We start from the raw sequence: 18,307 nt of genomic DNA, 5'->3' as shown, positions 1-18,307 counted from the left end.
GCCCTGGACGCGCGCTACTGCAGTCGGAACCGCTGGTTCGTGCCGGTGCCGCACGTGTACTGGATGAACCTGGCGTTGTCGGCGGTGCTGACCCCGTTGACGTCCACGCACTTGCCGCTGTTGACCGAGCGCAGCGAGATGACGCCGTCGCCGCGATCGAGGACATCCCACTTCTGGCTGTTCCTGCTGCTGTTGCAGTCCGCCTGCGTGATGTTCGCGGAGTTGTTCCGGCTGGCCCCCTGCACGTCGAGGCACTTTCCGCTGTTCACGTTCTTCACGGTCGCCGTGGCGCCGCTGATCGTCTCGATCTTCCACTGCTGATCGCCCGCCCCGGTGCACGGCCGCTGGATGACGGTAGCGCCGTTGTCCAGGCTCGCCCCGGTGACGCTCATGCACTTGCCCGAATGGACGGCCGCCAGGCTCTGGCCGCCGGTGCCGCCGGGATCGCCGCCCGGGTCGCCGCCCGGGTCGCCGCCGGGGTCGCCGCCGGTGCCGCCCAGCCCGGAGATCTGGACCTGCGCGCCCGTGGCCGACACCGAGAGGACCTTCACCGTCGCGTTCGTCCCGAAGAGCTGATGAGAAGCGCCGACCACGAGCGGTGCGTCCCTGAAGTTCCCGCCGGGGATCATGTCGAGCAGGTGCGCCCGGCCGCTCTCTCGCGACTGCGTGAAGAACGCATGGATGAGGACGCCCTTCGTGGAGAGGTTGCGCGAGTCGACGACGTTCGTCGCCGCCGGCTGGCGGAACTCGATCTGGTACATGATGTCGTTCGGGCCCTTGACGCGGAGGAGCTGGGTCCCGGTGCTCGCCTCGGTCATCGGCGCGAGCGTGTAGGTCCCGTCGGCGGTCACCGTCACGGCCTGCGTCGACGGGATCCACCCGAGGTTCACCTTGTAGTTGGCGTTGAAGTGCTGCTTGCCGCCGTTGCCCATCGGGTCGAACACGTCGCCGTATTCGTCGAAGGTGCAGTCGTTGCTCATGGTCACGGTCGCCCCGTTGCTGCGACAGGTGCGCGAGGAGGCGTGCCACAGGCCGAAGTTGTGGCCGAGCTCGTGCACGACGACCTCGGGCCAGAGGCCGGCGATCCAGGTGGCGCTCCCGGGCTGCGCGCCCATGCCGGCGTACCCGCAATCCATCTTGCCCATGATCATGTAGTGCTGGTACGCGTTGAGGTCGAAGCCGGCGTTGCGCGCCGCGGTCTTGGCCTCGTTCTGCCACCGGTTGTAGTCGTCGCACTTGCCGAAGGCGATGTTGAACGGGCCGGCGACGTCGTACTGGAGCTGCATCTTCCCGAACGACGAGCCCGCCAGGTGGGTCGCCGCTCCATCCATGGTGTTGCGCACGTCCTGCTCCGTGCCCAGCGTCTGGCCGCCGTCGAACTGCACGCGCAGCACCAGGACGCGCTTGGCCCCGGTCGTGACGAGCGCGCTCGTCAGCTCGCCGATGCCCTCGGCCGGCCGGATCGCGTCGACGATGATCGTGCCGTCCTCGGCCTCGCTGCCGAACACGTCCACCGGGGAGCCGCTCGCCGTGCGCCAGTCGATCGGCGCCTCGGCGCCCTGCGGCGCCTCCGTCATCGAGTCCAGGTTCAGGCGCACGAACTCCCCGTCTTCCCGCTCCAGCATGTACCGCGCCTCGCCATTGGCGACGGCGACGGTCAGCGTCCCCGATGCGGTCGGGGCCGGCCCCGCTCCCTCGTCACCGGCGTCGATGCTCAGGCAGCCGGGCGCGAACGCGCACGCTGCGGTGAGGGCAACCGTGGTGAGGTGTGACTTGAAGCGCTGCATGCAATCTTCCTTTCCTGGCTCGGTCCGATGCGCCCGTCTCCCCCCGTGTCGGAGAGCGCCGCACCCTTCCCCCTCAGGAGCCCAGGCGCGGCGCGACGGAGCGCTACCAAGGAGAGGCCGCAAGCGCCGCCAGCCTCTCCGCTGCTGATGTAACTTGACGACGACTCCGCACTTCCGGCGGCGCGACCATCGCTCGCGATCGTCACGCCGCGTCGCCGTCTCGCGGGTGCCTGGACCTTCAGAGCAAATTCGCGGCCACAGCCGTGCTCCCGGCTTGACACGGGGAGCTGGCCTGTCTCGGCGGAACAATCACGTGCGAACGGCCAGTGATCCAGTCTGATGTTATGTTTGCGGGACTGGCATGGATCGCGAGAGATCCTGAATGGACATGAAAACACCACCCCAGTTCATCACGTGAGTTGGCGAAAGGGCGCTTGTGCTCGCCCGCTCGAGCGATTTTGGCCGGTGTTCTGAGCGATTTGATGCGAGTGTGGCAATCCGTGCTCGAGGGTGAACACGTGAGTTCTCCGGTGAGGGCGAGGGCGGCGATGTGGGTGGTTTGGCGCGCTCGCGGCGCGTCCTGTCGGCGGTCGCTCCCTCCAGGGCTCCGCGGGGGCGCGGCCTGGGCGCGGGGCGCGGAGATGGAGGGGGCCAGCGGCAGGGCCGGTCAGCGGGGCGGGCACGGGGGCGCTGCCTCCAGCCGGACGGCGGCCCCGCGGCGGATCGCGCCGGCGCGGCGCACGGCCGCGTAGACCCCGGCGACCGCCGGGAACACGACGCCGGGGGCGACGGTCGCGCTCGCGACCGCGTTGTGCCGGGCGAGCGCGCGCAAGAGGCCGGGATCGCGCGGGAGGTCGCCCTGGGGCAGCGTGGGGACGACGCACCGGGGACAAGGATCGATGATCTCGAGGCGGACCTCCGGGGCGATCTCCAGCGCGCGGCCGATCCAGCCGTTCTCGACGAAGGAGCGCTCGCCCGGGGCCGTCGCGACGACGAGGTTGGGGCGGAACCTCGGCGCCTCGATGCGCCCGGAGGGGTGGAGGTCGCGCAGGCGGTCGAGCGTGGCCGTGGTCAGCGCGTGCAGGGCGGCCACGTCGAAGAACGTGCCGGCCGGCGCGGCGAGCGCCATCGGCTCCTCGACGATCGTGGCCTGGGCCGCGGAGCCGTCCACGGGCGACCGATCCGCCTCGCGCTTCGGCGCCTCGGGCGGTCGGCTCACGAGCGCCACGTCGCGGCCGAGCGCGCGCGAGAGCGCCCGATCCACGTCCGGCTGCGCGCTGCTGATCACGGCGCCGTCCGGGAGCGTGATCCACACGGGCGGCAGGGGCGCCGAGGGGCGCGGCGGCTCCGCGAAGGCCGCCCGACACGCGAGCAGCGCGCCCCACTTGCCAGGGTGCTTGGCGCTCGCGACGTGCCCCGTCTCCCGGTCCAGGACGGCGTAGGCCCGGTCGCCGAGCACGCCGCGGTCGGAGATCGCCGCCTCGTCGATCTCCTCTCCTTGCATCGATTTGACGGGATATCGCCAGATCGACACGACCGTTCCGGTGGGCTGCTCGCTCGGGTGCATGGCGTCTCTTTACCCGATCTCCACCGAGCTCGGCGTCCGGAGCTCCGCCGCTGGTATAGATGCGCGTATGACCCTCCTCCAAGACGTCGTGGCCGCGCTGGAGTCGATCGCCCCGCTCCGGTTCGCCGAGCCCTGGGACAACGTGGGCCTCCTGGCGGGCGACCCCGCGCGGCCCTCGTCGGCGGCGCTCCTCGCCATCGATTACACCCCCGAGGTCGCCCGGGAGGCGCGCGAGCTCGGCTGCGATCTCGTCGTCGCCTACCACCCGCCGCTCTTCGAGGCGGTGAAGCGCGTGGTCGCGCCGAGCCCCATCTTCGCGGCGATCCGCGACGGCATCGCGCTGTACTCGCCCCACACCGCGCTCGACGTCGCCGAGGGCGGCACCAACGATGTCCTCGCCGACGCGCTCGGGATGTCCGGGGAGCGCGCGCCGCTGCGGCGGGCGCCGTCGAAGGCGTGGCAGCACAAGCTCGTCGTCTTCGTCCCGGAGGACCACGCCGACGCCGTGGCCGACGCCCTCGCCGAGGCGGGCGCGGGCCGGATCGGCCGGTACTCGCGCTGCAGCTTCCGCACGGTCGGGACGGGCACGTTCTTCGGCGAGGAGGGCACGAGCCCTACCGTGGGCGAGAAGGGTCGGCTCGAGCGCGTGACCGAGGTGCGGCTGGAGATGGTCTTTCCCCGCGAGCGGACCGAGGCGGTCCTGCAGGCGATGCGCGCCGCGCACCCCTACGAGGAGGTGGCGTTCGACCTCGTCGAGCTCGCCGTCGAGCCGCTGCGGGTCGGCATCGGCCGGATCGGGCCGCTCGGCGGCGCCGCGCCGGTCGGCGACCTGCTCGGCCGCGTCAAGGCGGCGCTGGGGGTCGACGCGCTGCTCGTGGCCGGCCCCGAGCAGCGCGCCGTCGCGCGCGCGGCGACGTGCGCCGGCGCGGGCGGCGCGCTCCTCGAGGACGCGATCGCCCAGGGCGCCGAGCTCTACCTGACCGGCGAGCTGCGCCACCACGACGCCCTGCGCGCGGCGAGCGCCGGCGTCACGGTGGTGTGCGCGCTGCACTCGAACAGCGAGCGCGCCGCGCTGAAGCGCCTGGCCGAGCGGCTCCGCGCCGAGGTGCCGTCGCTCCGCGTCGAGCTGAGCGCGCGAGATCGGGATCCGTTCACGATCCGCTGAAGACGCGGCGATCCGGGGGGAGGGAGTGGCCATCCTGACCGAGCGAAGGCGGCGGGCGGAGTGCTACGATGCTCGCATGCGTTCCGCGAGCGAAGTGCTACCTCCGCCGATCCCTCCGGCCGAGCACGTCCGCAGGCTGGTGGAGGCCAACCGGGTCGAGGAAGCGCGCCGCTACGTCCAGGAGCTGCTCGCCCAGGGCGACACGAGCGTGGAAGGCTGGGCCAAGGTCCTCCGTCCGCCTCGGGTCGTGCCGTCGCCCGACCGACCTCGCAGCGACTTCGCGGCAGACTATGCCTGGTTGCGAGAGAACCGGCAGGCCTACCTCGATCGCTGGGTGGCGCTCCAGGACGGAAAGCTCCTCGACGCCGACATCGCGCTGCGCGCGCTGATCGAGCGGCTGACGGAGCGCGGTCAGATCGATGGCGCGTTCATCGTCCAGGTCGACTGATGGCCAAAGGTACGATGCGGCTCGACGGGGACGCGCAGCCGTGGGCTGTCTCGTCGGCGCGCTATCGGGTCGCGACGGAGCATGAAGGAACGCTGCTGACCGTCGCGGTCCGCTGCCGGATCGCTGGTCTTCCGTTCGAGAGCTAGGCGTTGCTCGACACGGGCGCCGCGTGGTCGATCATCGGAGGCGATCTCGCCGACCTGCTGCAAGCGCAGCTCGGTACCTCGGGACAGACGATGATCCTCCTGACGCGACTCGGTCGCATCCGCGGCGTCCTTCACGACCTCGACGTCGTGCTCGTCGCGGAGCGCGGCGAGAGCCTCACCGTATCGGGCAGCATCGTTGTCGCCCCGGGATGGATAGGGCCGATCGTCCTCGGCTACCGCGGGTTTCTCGAACGCCTTCGCTTCGCTCTCGATCCGGGCTGCGGTCCCGACGACGCCTGGTTCTTCTTCTCGAGCGCAGGTTGAGCGGTCGGCGTCGAACCTGCAGCGGGACGGGCGCGGTACCCGTCTGAGCTCAGCGGGGGGCGGGCGTCGCAGCGCCGGGGCGGCTGCGGTGGCGGTACAGGCGAACAGGGGGACTGCGGCGTGCTGTTCCGCAGCGACGCCGACGAGGCGGGTAGGAGGCGCCGAAGCCGACGAGCAAGCGGCTCCGCCGGAGGAGATCGACGCGTGGGTGCGCGCGGTCCCGGCCGAGGTCCAGGCCAACGGGCGCAGGTCGCGCCTGGCGCTGCTCGGCGCTGTCATTTTCGTGCTCGGCGTCCTGCGCGGCGTGGCGCTCGCCGCCCTGCGCCTGCGCTGAGCCGCGGTCCGGCCACCCGGACGGCCGCGCGGGCCCGAAAAGGCCGCTGGACGGGACGGGCGGTCGCGATCAGCTTTGCTCGCCCCATGCGCGACCATGCCACGACTCCTGCCCGCGACCTGCGCGCGGAACCCGATGCCCCCTCGCCCGGCCTGCGCCGCGGCGCCGGCGTCTGGTCGACGCTCCGCGAGGCGGTCGGCGGCAGCGGGCACGACTTCACCCAGGGCACCATCGACCGGGCGATCGTCCTGCTCGCGATCCCCATGGTCATGGAGATGCTCATGGAGTCGCTCTTCGTCGTGGTCGACGTCTTCTGGGTGTCGCGGCTCGGCGCCGACGCGGTCGCCGCCGTCGGGCTCACGGAGTCGCTCCTCGCGGTGGTGTACGCCCTGGGGATGGGCCTCTCGGTCGCCGCGTCCTCGACGGTCGCGCGGCGGGTCGGCGAGGGGCGCCCCGAGGAGGCGGCGGCGATGGCGGGGCAGGCGATCGTGCTCGGCGTGCTCGCCTCCCTGCCGATCGCGGTGGCCGGCGGGCTGCTCGCGTCGCGCCTGCTCGGGGCGATGGGGGCGAGCGCCGCGGTGGTCGCGACCGGCACGCCGTTCGCCTCGATCATGCTGCTCGGCAACGGGACGATCCTGATGCTGTTCGTCATGAACGCGGTCTTCCGCGGGGCCGGCGACGCGGCGCTGTCGATGCGGGTGCTCTGGCTGTCGAACGCGCTGAACATGGTGCTCGGCCCGTGCTTCATCTTCGGCCTCGGCCCGTTCCCGGAGCTCGGCGTGACCGGCGCCGCCCTGGGGACGACGCTCGGCCGCGGGACGGGCGTCGCGCTGCAGGTCTTCCTGCTCGCGCGCGGCGGCGGTCGCGTGAAGGTGAAGGCGCGGCACCTCGTGCCCGACCCGAGGGCGCTCGCGGCGCTGCTCCGCCTGTTCGCGAACGGCGCGTTGCAGGCGCTCATCGGCACGGCGAGCTGGATCGGCATGCTGCGCATCCTCGCCCCGTTCGGGAGCGCGGCGCTCGCCGGCTACACGATCGGGATGCGGGTCATCGCGTTCGCGATCCTGCCGGCGTTCGGGCTCGCGAACGCCGCCGCGACGATGGTGGGGCAGAACCTCGGGGCCGGGCGCCCCGAGCGGGCCGAGGCCGCGGTCTACCGCGCGGGCGTCTGGAACACGGTCATGCTCGGCGCGATCGGGCTGGTCTTCGCGGTGGGCGCGGGCGCCATCGTCGGCGCGTTCACGGACGAGGTCGAGGTGCTCCGGTCCGGCACGGAGACGCTGCGGATCGTGGCGTGCGGGTTCCTGTTCTACGGGTTCGGGATGGTGTTCATGCAGGCCTTCAACGGCGCCGGCGACACGTGGACGCCGACGATGCTGAACTTCGCCTGCTTCTGGCTCTGGGAGATCCCGCTCGGCTGGTGGCTCGCGCGCGCCGCGGGGCTCGGCTCGACGGGCGTGCCCATCGCGATCGCGGTGGCGTTCTCGACGCTCGCGGTCGCGGGCTGGCTCATGTTCCGCCGCGGGGCCTGGAAACAGCGCCGCGTCTGAGGGGAGCTACCCGGGCAGCCGCAGCGCCGAAACCGAGAGAACCGAGAGGTGGCGCGGTGACGACGATCGCGCCCTTGCGTCATGAATCCCAGCGGACGCGGACGCCGGGGTAGCGGGAGACAAGCTCGTCCTTGCTTACCAGCTCGGCGCTGTGCTCGATCGCGGTGGCGATGATCACCCGGTCGATCGGATCGCGGTGCAGATCCGGCAGAGCTGCCGATTTCGCGGCGATCGACGGCGTCAGGGGAAGCAGGACAAGGCCTGCCTGCTCAATCGCCTTCGTGAAGAAATCCTCGACGGAGACCGGGAGCACGATGCGACCCTTCTTCGCAAGCCATGCAACCTCCAGGCAGGAGACTGAGGCGATGCCGACGGGGCCTGGCTCGTGCTCGATGAGCGCCTTCGTTCTGGAAGGAAGCGCGTCGGCGGTGCCCTGGATCCAAAAGAGCCAGGTGTGCGTGTCGAGGACGATCACGCGTCGCTCACGCTCCAGTCAGGCTCATCGATGGCCGGGGCGATCACGTCGCCCAGAATCTGAAGCCCAGCGAGCTCCGCCGGTGGCCGGCGCACTGCGGTCGGCGACGAGGGCGGTTCCTCGAGCACCAGGAAGATCGCCTCAACCCGCGTGCGAGGCGGGAGGACCGGCATTTCCTTCAGCCGGCCTTGCTCGTCGGTCTCGAGGAGCGCTCGGTGCGCCTGCATGCCTGGACGATAGCACGGCCGCGCAGGAGCACCGAGCGCCGCGCCGGCGCCGCTACCCCGCGGAGCGCGCGAGCCAGGCGTCGACGAGCTTGCGGGCGATGCTGAGCGGCGGCGGCAAGAGCGGCAGCGCGTCGCGGTGGAACCAGCGCGCGTCCTCGAGCTCGCGCGTGTCGACGCGGAGCTCGCCGCCGGCGTAGCGCGCGGTGAAGCCGACCATGATCTGGTGCGGGAACGGCCACGGCTGGCTGCCGAAATAGGCGATGTCCGCGACGTCGACGCCCGTCTCCTCGTGGACCTCGCGCGCGACGCACGCCTCCAGCGTCTCGCCGGGCTCGACGAAGCCCGCCACCAGGCCGTACATGCCCGCAGGGAACCGCGCCTGCCGCGTCATGAGCACGCGCGGCCCGTCCTCGACGAGCACGATCGTCGCGGGCGTGATCCGGGGGAAGTAGTTGCTCGCGCAGCGGACGCAGCGCTTGACCCGCTCGTCCTGCCCGGACTCGAGCTCGGCGCCGCACGCCGCGCAGTACTGGTGCGCCCGGTCCCAGTGCTGCACCTGGTACGCCGTGCCCGCCACGTCGAACAGCTCCGGGTCGATGCGGCCGTGGAGGCGCCGCAGCGAGACGTAGGCGTGCCCCTCGGGGGCCGGAGAGCCCTGCGCGAGCTCCGCGGAGCGGCAGGGGCGTCCGTCGAGCTCGCCGAGCGGCTGGTCGCGCACGGCGACGACGCCGAGCTCCACGAGATCCGCCGCGACCGGGACGTCGAAGCGATCGCCGCCGTCGGGCGGCGCGCGGACGAGGAGCTCGTCGCCGCGGAACGCGAACCACGCGATCCCGGGGGCCGGCGCGCTCGGGCGGCCGAGCCCGGGGCGGAAGCGGGAGGGCGGCATGGGGTCAGGCCCGCCCGCGGGGCCGCGCGGCCTCCGCTGCGAGGGCCTGCGCTGCGCGACGTCCGCCGGAGGGAGAGCCGATCGGGGGCATGCGGGGGAGCTTAGCGCCCATTCCGTGCGTCAGTAGTCCCGCCAGAGGCGAGGGCGGCGGCCGCGGTCCCGCGCCGCGCCCGGGTGCGAGGCGCCGCTGCCGCCGGGGAACAGGGGGCGCCAGGTCGAATTTCAAATGGGGACGACGGCTCGTCCCCACGTACCCGCAGCGCTTCAACCACGCATCGAGGGATCGGTATGCTGCGGTCGTCTTTGGGTCTGATCTGTGCTGGCGTGCTCTCCCTGTCGCTCGCCGCGTGCGCGAGCGGCACCACGCTCAATCCTTCCGCCGGAGCGCTCCCCGGCGACGGCGGGGGCGGCGGGGGCGGCGGCGCCGGGGGCGGCGACGGGTGGATCGAAGCGACGTGGGTGAACCCCGGCCCGCCGGCCGTGTGGAACCCTCCGTCGGTCACCGTTCCCGGCGCGTGCTCCGAGCTGACGTCGCACCACATCTACACGGTCTCGTCGTACAGCGAGCTCTACTCGTTCCACCCGGCCACGCTGGACTTCCGGTTCATCGGCCAGTTCGAGTGCGCGGCTCCCGTGGATCGCTGGTGGGTCGAGGCCGTGTCGCCGCTGTCGATGGCCGTCGATCGGAGCGGCGTCGCCTGGATCGGGAGCCATAGCGGTCGGCTCGCGCGCCTCGATATCGAGACCGGCGTCTGCGAGCCGGTCATCAGCCCGCCGGGGAACGACCCGCTCTGGAGGTTCGGGATGGCGTTCGCGTCCGACGGCGTCTCCGGCGAGGAGACCCTTTACCTCCGCGAGGCGCTGCTCGGCGGGACGCGCGACGAGGCGGATCCCGTCCGGGCGCTCGCCATGTTCGACGCGCGGAGCCGCACCGCCCGTCCGCTCGGCGTGGGCGAGGGTGGGGACGCGGACCTCACCGGCACGGGCGACGGCCGGCTCTTCGGCTTCGTGCGGGGGGCGCCGGGGGAGCCGGCGTCCCTCAGCGAGTACGACAAGAGGACCGGCGCCACGCTCTCGCAGACACCCCTCTCCGGTGTGAGCATCCACGACGCCGCGAGCTGGGCGTTCGCGACCTGGGGAGGCGCCTTCTACTTCTTCGTCACGAACCCCGACCCCGTCGAGAGGATCACGTCGAGCGTCTATCGCTACGATCCCGCCTCCGGCGCGCCGCCGGAGCTCCTGCGGGACGACCTCCCCGCCGAGGTCATCGGCGCCGGCGTATCGACGTGCGCCCCGACCGTCATCCCCCAATAACCCGCCGCGCCCCTGCCTCCCGGGGACGTCCGGCCGGAAGGTCGCGGAGGCGCTCTCGTCCTCGTCATCCCCGCGACGGGAGGCCGACGCTGGCAAGATAGGCTTCCAGCGCCGGGACATGCTCGGACGACACGATGGCGCCGATATACCCGTCCGGCCGGACGAGCACCCAGTCGCCGGGCGACACTCCATAAGCAGCGCGGAGATGGCCGCCATCATCGACGATGTCACCGCGCGGCCCGACGGCGTGGATGTGGAGCCCGGGGCGCGGCTCGACGGCCGAGAGCCGGTCCACCCCGTAACCCAGCAAGGTCCAATGCGGACCCTGGAAGAGCTTGAAGAGCCGTGTCGGCATCCCCGCCACGCCGCGGACGGGCGCGTCCGGCGCCCGGGCGCCCGCGCGGATGCCGCCGCTGCGCTTCGGCTTCTCCATGGCGAGCGACGACTCCGGATATCCCAGATCGAGCTGATGCACCTCGCGACCGCGGCGCATGACGCCTTGCTTGGCCGCCTCCAGCAGCTTCGTCGTCAGGCCGAGCACCTCCGCGGCGATCGGCCGGCGCTCCTCCTCGTAGGTCGCGAGCAGCGCCTCCGGCGCACCCGCCAGGACGGCGGCGAGCTTCCAGCCGAGGTTGTAGGCGTCCTGCACGCTCGTATTGAGGCCCTGCCCGCCCGTCGGCGGGTGGATATGCGCGGCGTCGCCGACGAGGAAGGCGCGCCCGTCCCGGTAACGGTCGGCGAGGCGCGCGTTCATGGTATAGGCGGAGGCCCAGGACACCGAACGGATCACGATGTCGCCTCGGCCCGTGCGGCCCGCGACCATCGCTGTGAGGCCTTCCGCGGAGAGATCGACATCGCCCTCCGGAGGAATCGGCGCCTGCAACTGGAACATGTCGGTGCCGACGAGCGGGCACAGCGACACCTGCTTTTCCATCGACTGTTTGTTGAAGCGATGCCAGGCGTCCCTGCTGAGCCCATCCAGGACGACGTCGGCGACCACGGCGCGCACCCCCATGGTCTTGCCGGGAAAGTCGATCGCGAGCGCGTGCCGTACGACGCTGCGGCCGCCGTCCGCTCCGACGAGGTAGCGGGCGCGGACGGCCTCCTCGCCCGCCGGGCCGGCGATGCGAGCGTCGACGCCCTCGTCATGCTGCTCGAAGCTCTTCAGCTCGCGGCCGAACTCCGGGGCGCGCCCGAGCTCCGCCAGACGCTCGCGCATCGCGGCCTCGGTCAGGAACTGGGGCACGAGCAGCGGCAGAAGATAGGGCTCGCCAGGCGTCGGGTCCTGAGCCTCCATGAGCTGCGACGCCTCGTAGCCTCCGTCGTCGCGATACTCCCGCGGGGGTGGGTACATGCCGCCGGCCGCAACGACGCGGTCGAGGATGCCCAGATCCTCGAACACCTCCTGGCTGCGCGGCTGGATCCCTTTGCCGCGCGAGCCGGGAAACGGCCCGTCCAGCTTGTCGATGAGCCGGAATGCGACGCCCCGACGGGCGAGCTCAATGGCCAGGGTCAACCCGGCAGCACCTGCGCCAACGATCAGTACATCCGTCGAAAAATGAGGTTCCACGGCCAGCTCCGCTTTGTTGGACTGCGCTTCAGATATGTGTATCATGCATATGTTCGCACCCCCGAACCGTCAAGAGAATTTGTGCAAATTACACGCATCACAAAGAAGAAGCTCCGCGAGCTCCACGGAGCCATGGTCGATCTGATCGCGGTCATGAATCAGCCGCAGCGCGATCAGGCGCTGCTTGCGGAGGCGGGCCTCTCCCTGGATCGAGCCCTCTTTCAGCTGCTGGTGGGGATCGAGCGCTTCGGGCCGATCGGCGTGGTCGAGCTCTCGGACCGAGCCGGGCGCGATTACACGACCGTCAGCCGCCAGGTCGCGAAGCTCGAGAGCCTGGGGCTGATCGAACGTCGACCCAGCCCAGCCGATCGCCGCGTCCATGAGGCGGTGATCACCGACAAGGGGCGACAGATGACGGACGCCTTGGACGCCGCGCGTCAGAGGATCGCGGCCCCGATCCTCGCCAACTGGAGTGAGGAAGACTTCAACGACCTGGTGCGCCTGATGCGCCGGTTCGTGGACGACTTGACGGCGTCGTCTGGCGGAACGGAGAAGCCCTGAGGGGCAGACCACGGCGGGCGGAGCTGCGAGCGCCCGCTCCCCGCGCGCATCACCGCGGCACCGACAGCTTCTCCCGGTGGCTCCGCGCCACCTTGAGCTCCGCGCCCCCGGCGAGGACCACGACCGTGTCCCGGCGGCCCTGGGTGCGGAGCTCCTTGATCCGGTCGCGGTTCACGATCGCCGAGCGGTGGATCCGCACGAAGCGCGCCGGATCGAGCTTGCCCTCCACGCTGTTCATCGTCTCGCGGTGGAGGTAGCTCTTCCCGCCGGCGTGGATCTGCACGTAGTAGTCGGCCGCCTCGATCCAGTCGATCTCCTCGACGCTGAGGAAGACCACGCGGCAGCCGTCCTTGATCGCGAGCCGCCTCGGGTGATCTGCGCCCGGAGCGGGCGGCTCCGAGCCGGGGCCCGCCCGCCCGCGCGCGGCGGCCGCCGCGCCGGGATCGCCGTAGCTCTGCAGGAGCGAGAGCAGGCGCTGGCTCAGGTCGCTCATCCGCGACAGCCGGAGGTGGCTCTTGGCGCGGCGGAGCGCGTCGTGGAAGCGGTCGTCGTCGAACGGCTTCAGCAGGTAGTCGAGGGCGTGGACCTCGAAGGCGCGCAGCGCGTAACGGTCGAACGCCGTCACGAAGATCACCGCGGGCAGCTCGCCGGGCGGGAGCGACGCCATCACCTCGAACCCGTTCATCTCGGGCATCTGCACGTCCAGGAACACGAGGTCCGGCCGCAGCCGCCGGATCGTCTCGAGCGCGCTCGGGCCGTCGCCCGACTCGGCGGCGATCGCGACCTCGGGGTCGTCCGCGAGGAGCATGCGTATGCCCTCGCGGGCGAGCGGCTCGTCGTCGACGATGACGGCGCGGATCTCGCCGGGGCTATCCATGCGCGCGCGGCTCCTTCTGCGGGCGCGCGGGCCGGAACGGGACAGCGACCGTCACGAGGACGCCCCCCTCCGGGCGCCGCGCGACGGCGAGCCGGTGGTCGTCCGGGTAGAGCTGCCGGAGCCGCGCGCGCACGTTGCCGAGCCCCGTCCCCTCGCTCGCCTCGCCGGCCCAGCCCTCCCTGAGCCCCCGGCCGTCGTCGGTCACCTCCACGACGAGGCGGTGATCCTCCCGCCGGGCGGCGATCGTCACGCTCCCCGACGACGCCCGCGGAGCGATGCCGTGGCGGATCGCGTTCTCGACGATCGGCTGCAGGATGAGGTTCGGGATCTCGGCGTCCAGCGCCTCGGGGGCGACCTCCTTGCGCACCGTCAGCCGGTCCTGGAAGCGGGTCTCCTCGATCTCGAGGTAGCGATCGAGGAAATCGAGCTCCTGCTTGAGCGGCACGATCTGCTTGCCCGCGCTCTCGAGCGCCATCCGGAGCAGCTCGCTCAGGCCGGTGATCATGCGGACCGAGGCCTGCGTCTCCTGCTTTCTCACGAGCACCGCGATGGCGTGGAGCGTGTTGAAGAGGAAGTGCGGGTGGAGCTGCATCTTGAGCGCCTGGAGCTCCGCCTGCGCGAGCTTCGTCTCGAGCTGCGCGGCCGCGACCGCGCGCTCCCGGTACTTGCGGTGGTAGTCCGCCGCGTGGACCATCGCGAGGATCCCCCAGTAGATGAGCAGCTCGATGTCGAGGTAGATGCTGATGAGCTTGACGAAGACGTCGGGGAACGACGTCTTCACATAGTGCTCGTGGCCGATGAGCCGCCCCATGAGCGCGCTGACCGCGACGTGGCCCGGGGCCATGGCGAGGTTGGCGACGAGGTGCACCGCGACGTTCCGCACGAGGCCCCGGCGCTCCATCGGGAACCTGCGGCCGAGCCAGACGATCGCGGGCGTCATGAGCGCCCAGAAGAGCCAGGGCAGCCCCTGCCACACGAAGGCGGCGAAGAGCGGGAGGCGCGTCTCCTGCTTCTGCTGGACGAAGAGGTAGGTCTGCGCGCTCGAGACGAGCACCGGGATCATCCAGAGCCCGGCCACGAGCCAGACGGCCGCCCACCTCGGGCCGGCGAGCGCGCGGGAGGGCGCCCGGCCGCGCGCCGGGGCGGCGGCGGGGGGCGGGAGCGCGACGTGGGTCGCGCCGGCGCCGCCGTTCACGGTCCACCCGGGGGGCTCAGCTGCCGCGAGGTCTGCATGGCTCGGCTCCATGGCGCGCGCCGTCGTGCCAGCGCGCTCTCGCCCTGGCCAGCCGGAGGCGGGCCGAGGGGGGCTCCCCTGGATCAGAGCACAGGCGAAGGCGGCGCGGGGGCGCTTTGCAGCGGGCTGCGCCCCGGCTGCAGCGAGCTGGCCTGCGGGCGGGGCGGCGCCGGGGGGCACGGCGGCCCGGCCTGCGGCGGCGGCGCGGGCGCCGTGGCGAGGGCCGCCGGGCGCCAGGGCGAAGGCTCACGCCGTGCCGGCGAGCGTCGCGGCCCACGCGAGCGCGACGAAGGCGACCTCGACGTCGTTCTTCCTCGGGACGAGGCGCTTCGTCTCGATGCCCTCGGCGGCGCGCTGGGGGAGCTGCTCCAGCCAGAGGCCGTGCGTGACGGCGAGCTGCCGCTCCGCGCAGCTTCATGAGATTCCTGATCGACAACGCCCTTTCGCCGATCCTGGCCGGACGCTTGCGCGAGGCGGGGCACGACGCCGTGCATGTGCGGGACTACGGGATGGCGGCGGCGCTCGACGAGCAGGTGGCAGGTGATGGAGTGCGCGGCTCGGGAAGATCGGGTCCTCGTCTCGGCGGACGCCGACTTCGGGACGCTGCTCGCGGTGCGCGGGACAGACCGGCCTTCGGTGATCCTCTTCCGCCGAGGCACCGACCGGCGGCCCGATCAACAAGCGGCGCTGCTCCTCGCCAACCTGGAGCCGATCGCGCCGCTCCTCGCCCAGGGAAGCGTTCTTGTCTTCGAGGATCGCCGTATCCGGACGCGGCGTCTGCCGATCGGCCGCGGCGACGGCCGTAACGAGTGAGCCCGCGCGCCCGGCGCCGGCTGCGATCGGTCGCTTCACAGGCGGCGCATGCTCCTCGGCCTCGCTCGAAGATCGTGCTGCCCTCCGCGCGCAACCCCCGGCGGTCCGGCGCAGGACGTGCGCCACGCCCCGGCGCGACCCACGCAATCCGTGCGACCGCGGCGCACGCGCTGCGCCTCCCCCGCATGCCGCCGCCTGGCGGCGCCTGACGCCCGCATCTTCGGGTCAAAATGGACCCCGGTGCGGCTATAGTGAGCCGATGGAGGTCGGGCCATGAAGCCGGATGCGCCCGCATCCGCCGCAGGCATCCCAAGAATAGGTGAGGTCTTCGCGCAGAGATACCGCGTCGAGCGCAGCCTGGGCCGAGGCGCCATGGGCGCCGTGTTCGTCGCAGAGCACGTCTCGCTGCGCCAGCGCGTCGCGGTCAAGTTCCTCCTCCCGCGGGCCAAGGACTTCCCGGGCGCGAGCGCCCGCTTCCTGCGCGAGGCGCGCGCCGCCGCGGCGATCCGGAGCGACCACGTCGCCCGCGTCATCGACGTGGGCACGGCCGAGATGGGCTTGCCGTACCTCGTCATGGAGTACCTGCGCGGCCGCGACCTCCAGCAGGTGCTCGACGCCCGCGGCCCCCTGCCGGTCTCCGAGGCCGTCGACTACGTGCTCCAGAGCTGCGAGGCGGTCGCGGAGGCGCACGCGCGCGGCATCGTCCACCGCGACCTGAAGCCGGGGAACCTCTTCCTCACGACCGGCCCGAGCGGCGTCCCCCTGGTCAAGGTGCTCGACTTCGGCCTCTCCAAGTCGGCCGAGGACGCCGGCGAGGAGGACGGGAAGCTCACGGCGTCGGAGATGATGCTCGGCTCCCCCTGCTACATGTCGCCCGAGCAGGTGCGCTGCACGAAGGACGTCGACGCGCGCACCGACGTCTGGGCGCTCGGGATCATCCTCTACCAGCTCCTCACCGCGCGCTTCCCCTTCGACGCGCCCTCCATCTCGGCCCTCTTCGTGGCCATCGTCAATGACGCGCCCAGGCCGCCGCGCGTGCACCGGTGGGAGCTGCCCGTCCACCTCGAGGAGATCATCCTGCGCTGCCTGGAGAAGGACGTGCAGCAGCGCCTCCAGAGCGTCGTGGAGCTGTCGCGCGCGCTCGCCCCGTACGGCACCGAGCACTCGGCGCGCGCGCGCGACCAGATCGAGGCGATCGCCGCGGGCAAGGCCTTCCCCTCGCTGCCGCCCCCGCCGCTCCCGCCCGACCCCGCCGCCAGCACCACGCCCGCGGGCGCGGCGCGCTTCCAGGGCACCGCGGCGACCTGGCCGCGCCCAGGCGCCGACGACGACCCCGACGGGAGGTTCAGCCGTCGCGCCACCGTGGTCGCGCCCGGCGACCACGTGACGACCCTGCCCAGCCCGGGCGCGGCGGCCGAAGCCCTCCGCACCCGCGACGCCGCGCCGGGCGAGCGCACCTCGGTGCCGGTCTCCAGCGACGAGGGGCCCACGCTGATGATGGCGCGCGAGGACGGCCCCACGCTGACGATGGCGCGCGAGGACGGGCCCACGCTGACGATGGCGCGCGAGGACGGCCCCACGCTGAAGATGGCGAACGACGACGGCCCCACGCTGCCCTGGCCCTACCGGATGCTCGCGGCGCGCCCGCCGACCGAAGGCGAGGAGAGCATCGGGAGCGTGCCCGTCGTGACCGAGCGCCGCCCCGGCCAGCAGAGCTCCCTCATGCTGCGCAAGCGCCGCCGCGCCGCCGCGCGGATCGCCGCGGCCGCCTCCCTGACGGCCGCGGTCGCGGTCGGGGTGACGCTCTGGCCCCGCCGCCCCGAGAAATCGCCGAACGTCGCCCCCTCGTCCGGCCCGGCCTCGCGGGCGCCGGCCCACGCCTCGTCGCTCGACGCCGCGGGCGAGCCCGAGCCCCCGGACACCCCGGCGTCGGCCGGCGAGGCGCTGGAGGGCGCGGCCGGCGCGGCGGCGGGCACGGCGGCCGCGACGCAGCCTCCCGGCTCTGCCGCGGCCGGCGGGGCGGGGCCGGGCGCGGCTCCCTCGTCCGCCGCCTCCGGGCCCAGGGCGCCGTCCGACCCGCGGCTGGACGGGGCGCTGCGCAAGCCCGCGCGCCCTCCGCCGCGTCCGCCGGGCAGCGCCGCGCGCGACCTCAAGGCGCCGGCCCCGCACGACCCCGCGCCCGCGATCCGCGACGACCGGTAGCTGGTAGACCCGGAGCGCAGGGAGACCCCATGGCGAAGAAGAAGCTCTCGGCCCGCGCCGCCCGGCGCGCGGGCGACCGCGCGGCGGAGAAGCTCACCCGCGACATCGAGCGGATCGCGCTGCTCGAGCCGGGCCACACCCCGGAGCGCGCCATCGCGCTCGACGCAGCCTCGCAGGTCGAGGTGGCCGCGCGGTCGATCCCGTGCCCGCGCTGCCGCGGCGCCCTCCGCGTGGAGGACCACACGGCCGAGACGCTGGACGGCGTCCGCCTCCGCGTCGCGCAGGTCGCCTGCAGCGCGTGCGGCGCGCGCCGGAGGCTCTACTTCCGGCTCGGCGCCGCCTCCCTCAACTGAGCCGCGCTGGGCGCCATCGCGCGGGTCCGCCGCTGACCTCGGCGGGCCGGGCGCGCCCCTCGAACAGGCGCTCGCCCGCCCCCTCGCGCGCGCGGCCCCCGCGTCAGTACCGCGGGACGCTCTCGTCGATGTGGACCGACCACGCGTCGATGCCGCCCTGGAGCGACGCGACGCGCGCGTGGCCGAGCTTCTCGAGGATGGCGGCGGCCGAGAGGCTCCGGACGCCGTGGTGGCAGTACGCGACGATCAGCGCGCCGTCGGGGGCCGCGACCTCGTCCGCGCGCTCGGTGAGCTCGGTCAGCGGGATCAGCGTGCTGCCCGGCAGCGCCGCGATCTCGTGCTCGCCGGGCGTGCGCACGTCGAGGAGCACCACGGGCTCGCCCGCCTTCAGCTTCAGAAAGAGCTCTTTCACGGAGATCTGCTGGACCATGGCTGCTCGCGATCGCCCCCGGCACGGCGCCGGAAAGACCTCTA

At 72.7% G+C, this 18,307-nt stretch carries 19 protein-coding genes and 1 pseudogene; 11 read left to right on the top strand and 9 right to left on the bottom strand.

What is annotated here, in order from left to right; all coding sequences use genetic code 11:
* Window positions 1-14: 14 nt before the first annotated feature.
* Both WME98_RS51740 and WME98_RS51735 read right to left on the bottom strand, forming a co-directional pair.
* Entirely contained in the window at window positions 15-1,787 is a 1,773-nt protein-coding gene (locus WME98_RS51740) for an RICIN domain-containing protein (RefSeq protein ID WP_437948969.1), read from the bottom strand.
* Between the two features lie 667 nt (window positions 1,788-2,454).
* Window positions 2,455-3,354, bottom strand: a complete 900-nt coding sequence (locus WME98_RS51735) for an MOSC domain-containing protein (RefSeq protein WP_437948968.1) — start codon at window positions 3,352-3,354, stop codon at window positions 2,455-2,457.
* Window positions 3,355-3,421: 67 nt separating this feature from the next.
* On the opposite strand from WME98_RS51735, the gene WME98_RS51730 reads away from it, so the two are divergent.
* The 5 genes from WME98_RS51730 to WME98_RS51710 all read left to right on the top strand — a co-directional run bounded on the left by WME98_RS51730 (window position 3,422) and on the right by WME98_RS51710 (window position 7,318).
* The gene (locus WME98_RS51730) at window positions 3,422-4,519 is read left to right on the top strand and encodes a Nif3-like dinuclear metal center hexameric protein (RefSeq protein WP_437948967.1); all 1,098 of its coding nucleotides are present in this window, start codon (window positions 3,422-3,424) and stop codon (window positions 4,517-4,519) included.
* 76 nt (window positions 4,520-4,595) lie between these two features.
* On the top strand, window positions 4,596-4,967 hold the full coding sequence (locus WME98_RS51725) for a hypothetical protein (protein ID WP_437948966.1): 372 nt from the start codon (window positions 4,596-4,598) through the stop codon (window positions 4,965-4,967).
* A gap of 149 nt (window positions 4,968-5,116) precedes the next feature.
* Window positions 5,117-5,437: a hypothetical protein gene (locus tag WME98_RS51720; RefSeq protein ID WP_437948965.1), complete on the top strand. Its 321-nt coding sequence runs from the start codon at window positions 5,117-5,119 to the stop codon at window positions 5,435-5,437.
* 208 nt (window positions 5,438-5,645) lie between these two features.
* A complete protein-coding gene (locus WME98_RS51715; RefSeq protein WP_437948964.1) occupies window positions 5,646-5,771 on the top strand; it encodes a hypothetical protein in 126 nt (41 codons plus the stop codon).
* Between the two features lie 86 nt (window positions 5,772-5,857).
* Window positions 5,858-7,318 (top strand): MATE family efflux transporter, encoded by a 1,461-nt coding sequence (locus WME98_RS51710; RefSeq protein ID WP_437948963.1) that lies wholly within the window; start codon window positions 5,858-5,860, stop codon window positions 7,316-7,318.
* A gap of 79 nt (window positions 7,319-7,397) precedes the next feature.
* Here WME98_RS51710 and WME98_RS51705 read toward each other — a convergent pair whose 3' ends face one another.
* From WME98_RS51705 to nudC, 3 genes are read right to left on the bottom strand one after another with little or no spacing between them, the layout of a single operon-like run.
* Window positions 7,398-7,793 (bottom strand): type II toxin-antitoxin system VapC family toxin, encoded by a 396-nt coding sequence (locus WME98_RS51705; protein WP_437948962.1) that lies wholly within the window; start codon window positions 7,791-7,793, stop codon window positions 7,398-7,400.
* The gene (locus WME98_RS51700; protein ID WP_437948961.1) at window positions 7,790-8,020 is read right to left on the bottom strand and encodes a hypothetical protein; all 231 of its coding nucleotides are present in this window, start codon (window positions 8,018-8,020) and stop codon (window positions 7,790-7,792) included. Before WME98_RS51700 ends, WME98_RS51705 begins: the two co-directional genes overlap by 4 nt.
* Window positions 8,021-8,072: 52 nt before the next feature.
* Entirely contained in the window at window positions 8,073-8,909 is an 837-nt protein-coding gene (gene nudC, locus WME98_RS51695; RefSeq protein ID WP_437948960.1) for an NAD(+) diphosphatase, read from the bottom strand.
* Window positions 8,910-9,197: 288 nt separating this feature from the next.
* Here nudC and WME98_RS51690 point away from each other — a divergent pair, with 288 nt between their 5' ends.
* Window positions 9,198-10,223 carry a hypothetical protein gene (locus WME98_RS51690; RefSeq protein ID WP_437948959.1) on the top strand — a complete coding sequence of 342 codons (1,026 nt, stop codon included), beginning with the start codon at window positions 9,198-9,200 and terminating at the stop codon, window positions 10,221-10,223.
* Between the two features lie 64 nt (window positions 10,224-10,287).
* Here the strand turns inward: WME98_RS51690 and WME98_RS51685 are convergent, their stop codons facing one another.
* A complete protein-coding gene (locus WME98_RS51685) occupies window positions 10,288-11,838 on the bottom strand; it encodes an FAD-dependent oxidoreductase (protein ID WP_437948958.1) in 1,551 nt (516 codons plus the stop codon).
* A gap of 87 nt (window positions 11,839-11,925) precedes the next feature.
* Here WME98_RS51685 and WME98_RS51680 point away from each other — a divergent pair, with 87 nt between their 5' ends.
* Entirely contained in the window at window positions 11,926-12,354 is a 429-nt protein-coding gene (locus tag WME98_RS51680) for a MarR family winged helix-turn-helix transcriptional regulator (protein WP_437948957.1), read from the top strand.
* A gap of 49 nt (window positions 12,355-12,403) precedes the next feature.
* Here the strand turns inward: WME98_RS51680 and WME98_RS51675 are convergent, their stop codons facing one another.
* A complete protein-coding gene (locus WME98_RS51675; RefSeq protein WP_437948956.1) occupies window positions 12,404-13,231 on the bottom strand; it encodes a LytR/AlgR family response regulator transcription factor in 828 nt (275 codons plus the stop codon).
* The gene (locus WME98_RS51670; protein WP_437948955.1) at window positions 13,224-14,477 is read right to left on the bottom strand and encodes a sensor histidine kinase; all 1,254 of its coding nucleotides are present in this window, start codon (window positions 14,475-14,477) and stop codon (window positions 13,224-13,226) included. Before WME98_RS51670 ends, WME98_RS51675 begins: the two co-directional genes overlap by 8 nt.
* Before the next feature lie 404 nt (window positions 14,478-14,881).
* Between WME98_RS51670 and WME98_RS51665 the strand changes: the two are divergent.
* The 4 genes and pseudogenes from WME98_RS51665 to WME98_RS51650 form a co-directional block, all read left to right on the top strand.
* Window positions 14,882-14,944, top strand: a pseudogene (locus WME98_RS51665) (DUF5615 family PIN-like protein); the annotation flags it as partial.
* Window positions 14,945-15,008: 64 nt separating this feature from the next.
* The gene (locus WME98_RS51660) at window positions 15,009-15,278 is read left to right on the top strand and encodes a DUF5615 family PIN-like protein (RefSeq protein ID WP_437948954.1); all 270 of its coding nucleotides are present in this window, start codon (window positions 15,009-15,011) and stop codon (window positions 15,276-15,278) included.
* 273 nt (window positions 15,279-15,551) lie between these two features.
* Window positions 15,552-17,480, top strand: coding sequence for a serine/threonine-protein kinase (locus WME98_RS51655; RefSeq protein WP_437948953.1), 1,929 nt, complete (start codon window positions 15,552-15,554; stop codon window positions 17,478-17,480).
* Window positions 17,481-17,509: 29 nt separating this feature from the next.
* On the top strand, window positions 17,510-17,833 hold the full coding sequence (locus WME98_RS51650; protein WP_437948952.1) for a hypothetical protein: 324 nt from the start codon (window positions 17,510-17,512) through the stop codon (window positions 17,831-17,833).
* A gap of 103 nt (window positions 17,834-17,936) precedes the next feature.
* Here the strand turns inward: WME98_RS51650 and WME98_RS51645 are convergent, their stop codons facing one another.
* Window positions 17,937-18,263, bottom strand: a complete 327-nt coding sequence (locus tag WME98_RS51645; protein ID WP_437948951.1) for a rhodanese-like domain-containing protein — start codon at window positions 18,261-18,263, stop codon at window positions 17,937-17,939.
* Window positions 18,264-18,307: the final 44 nt, after the last annotated feature.

Source organism: Sorangium sp. So ce296 (assembly GCF_051529605.1).
GTDB lineage: Bacteria > Myxococcota_A > Polyangia > Polyangiales > Polyangiaceae > Sorangium > Sorangium cellulosum_D.
This window is presented reverse-complemented; position numbering and strand designations above follow the sequence as displayed.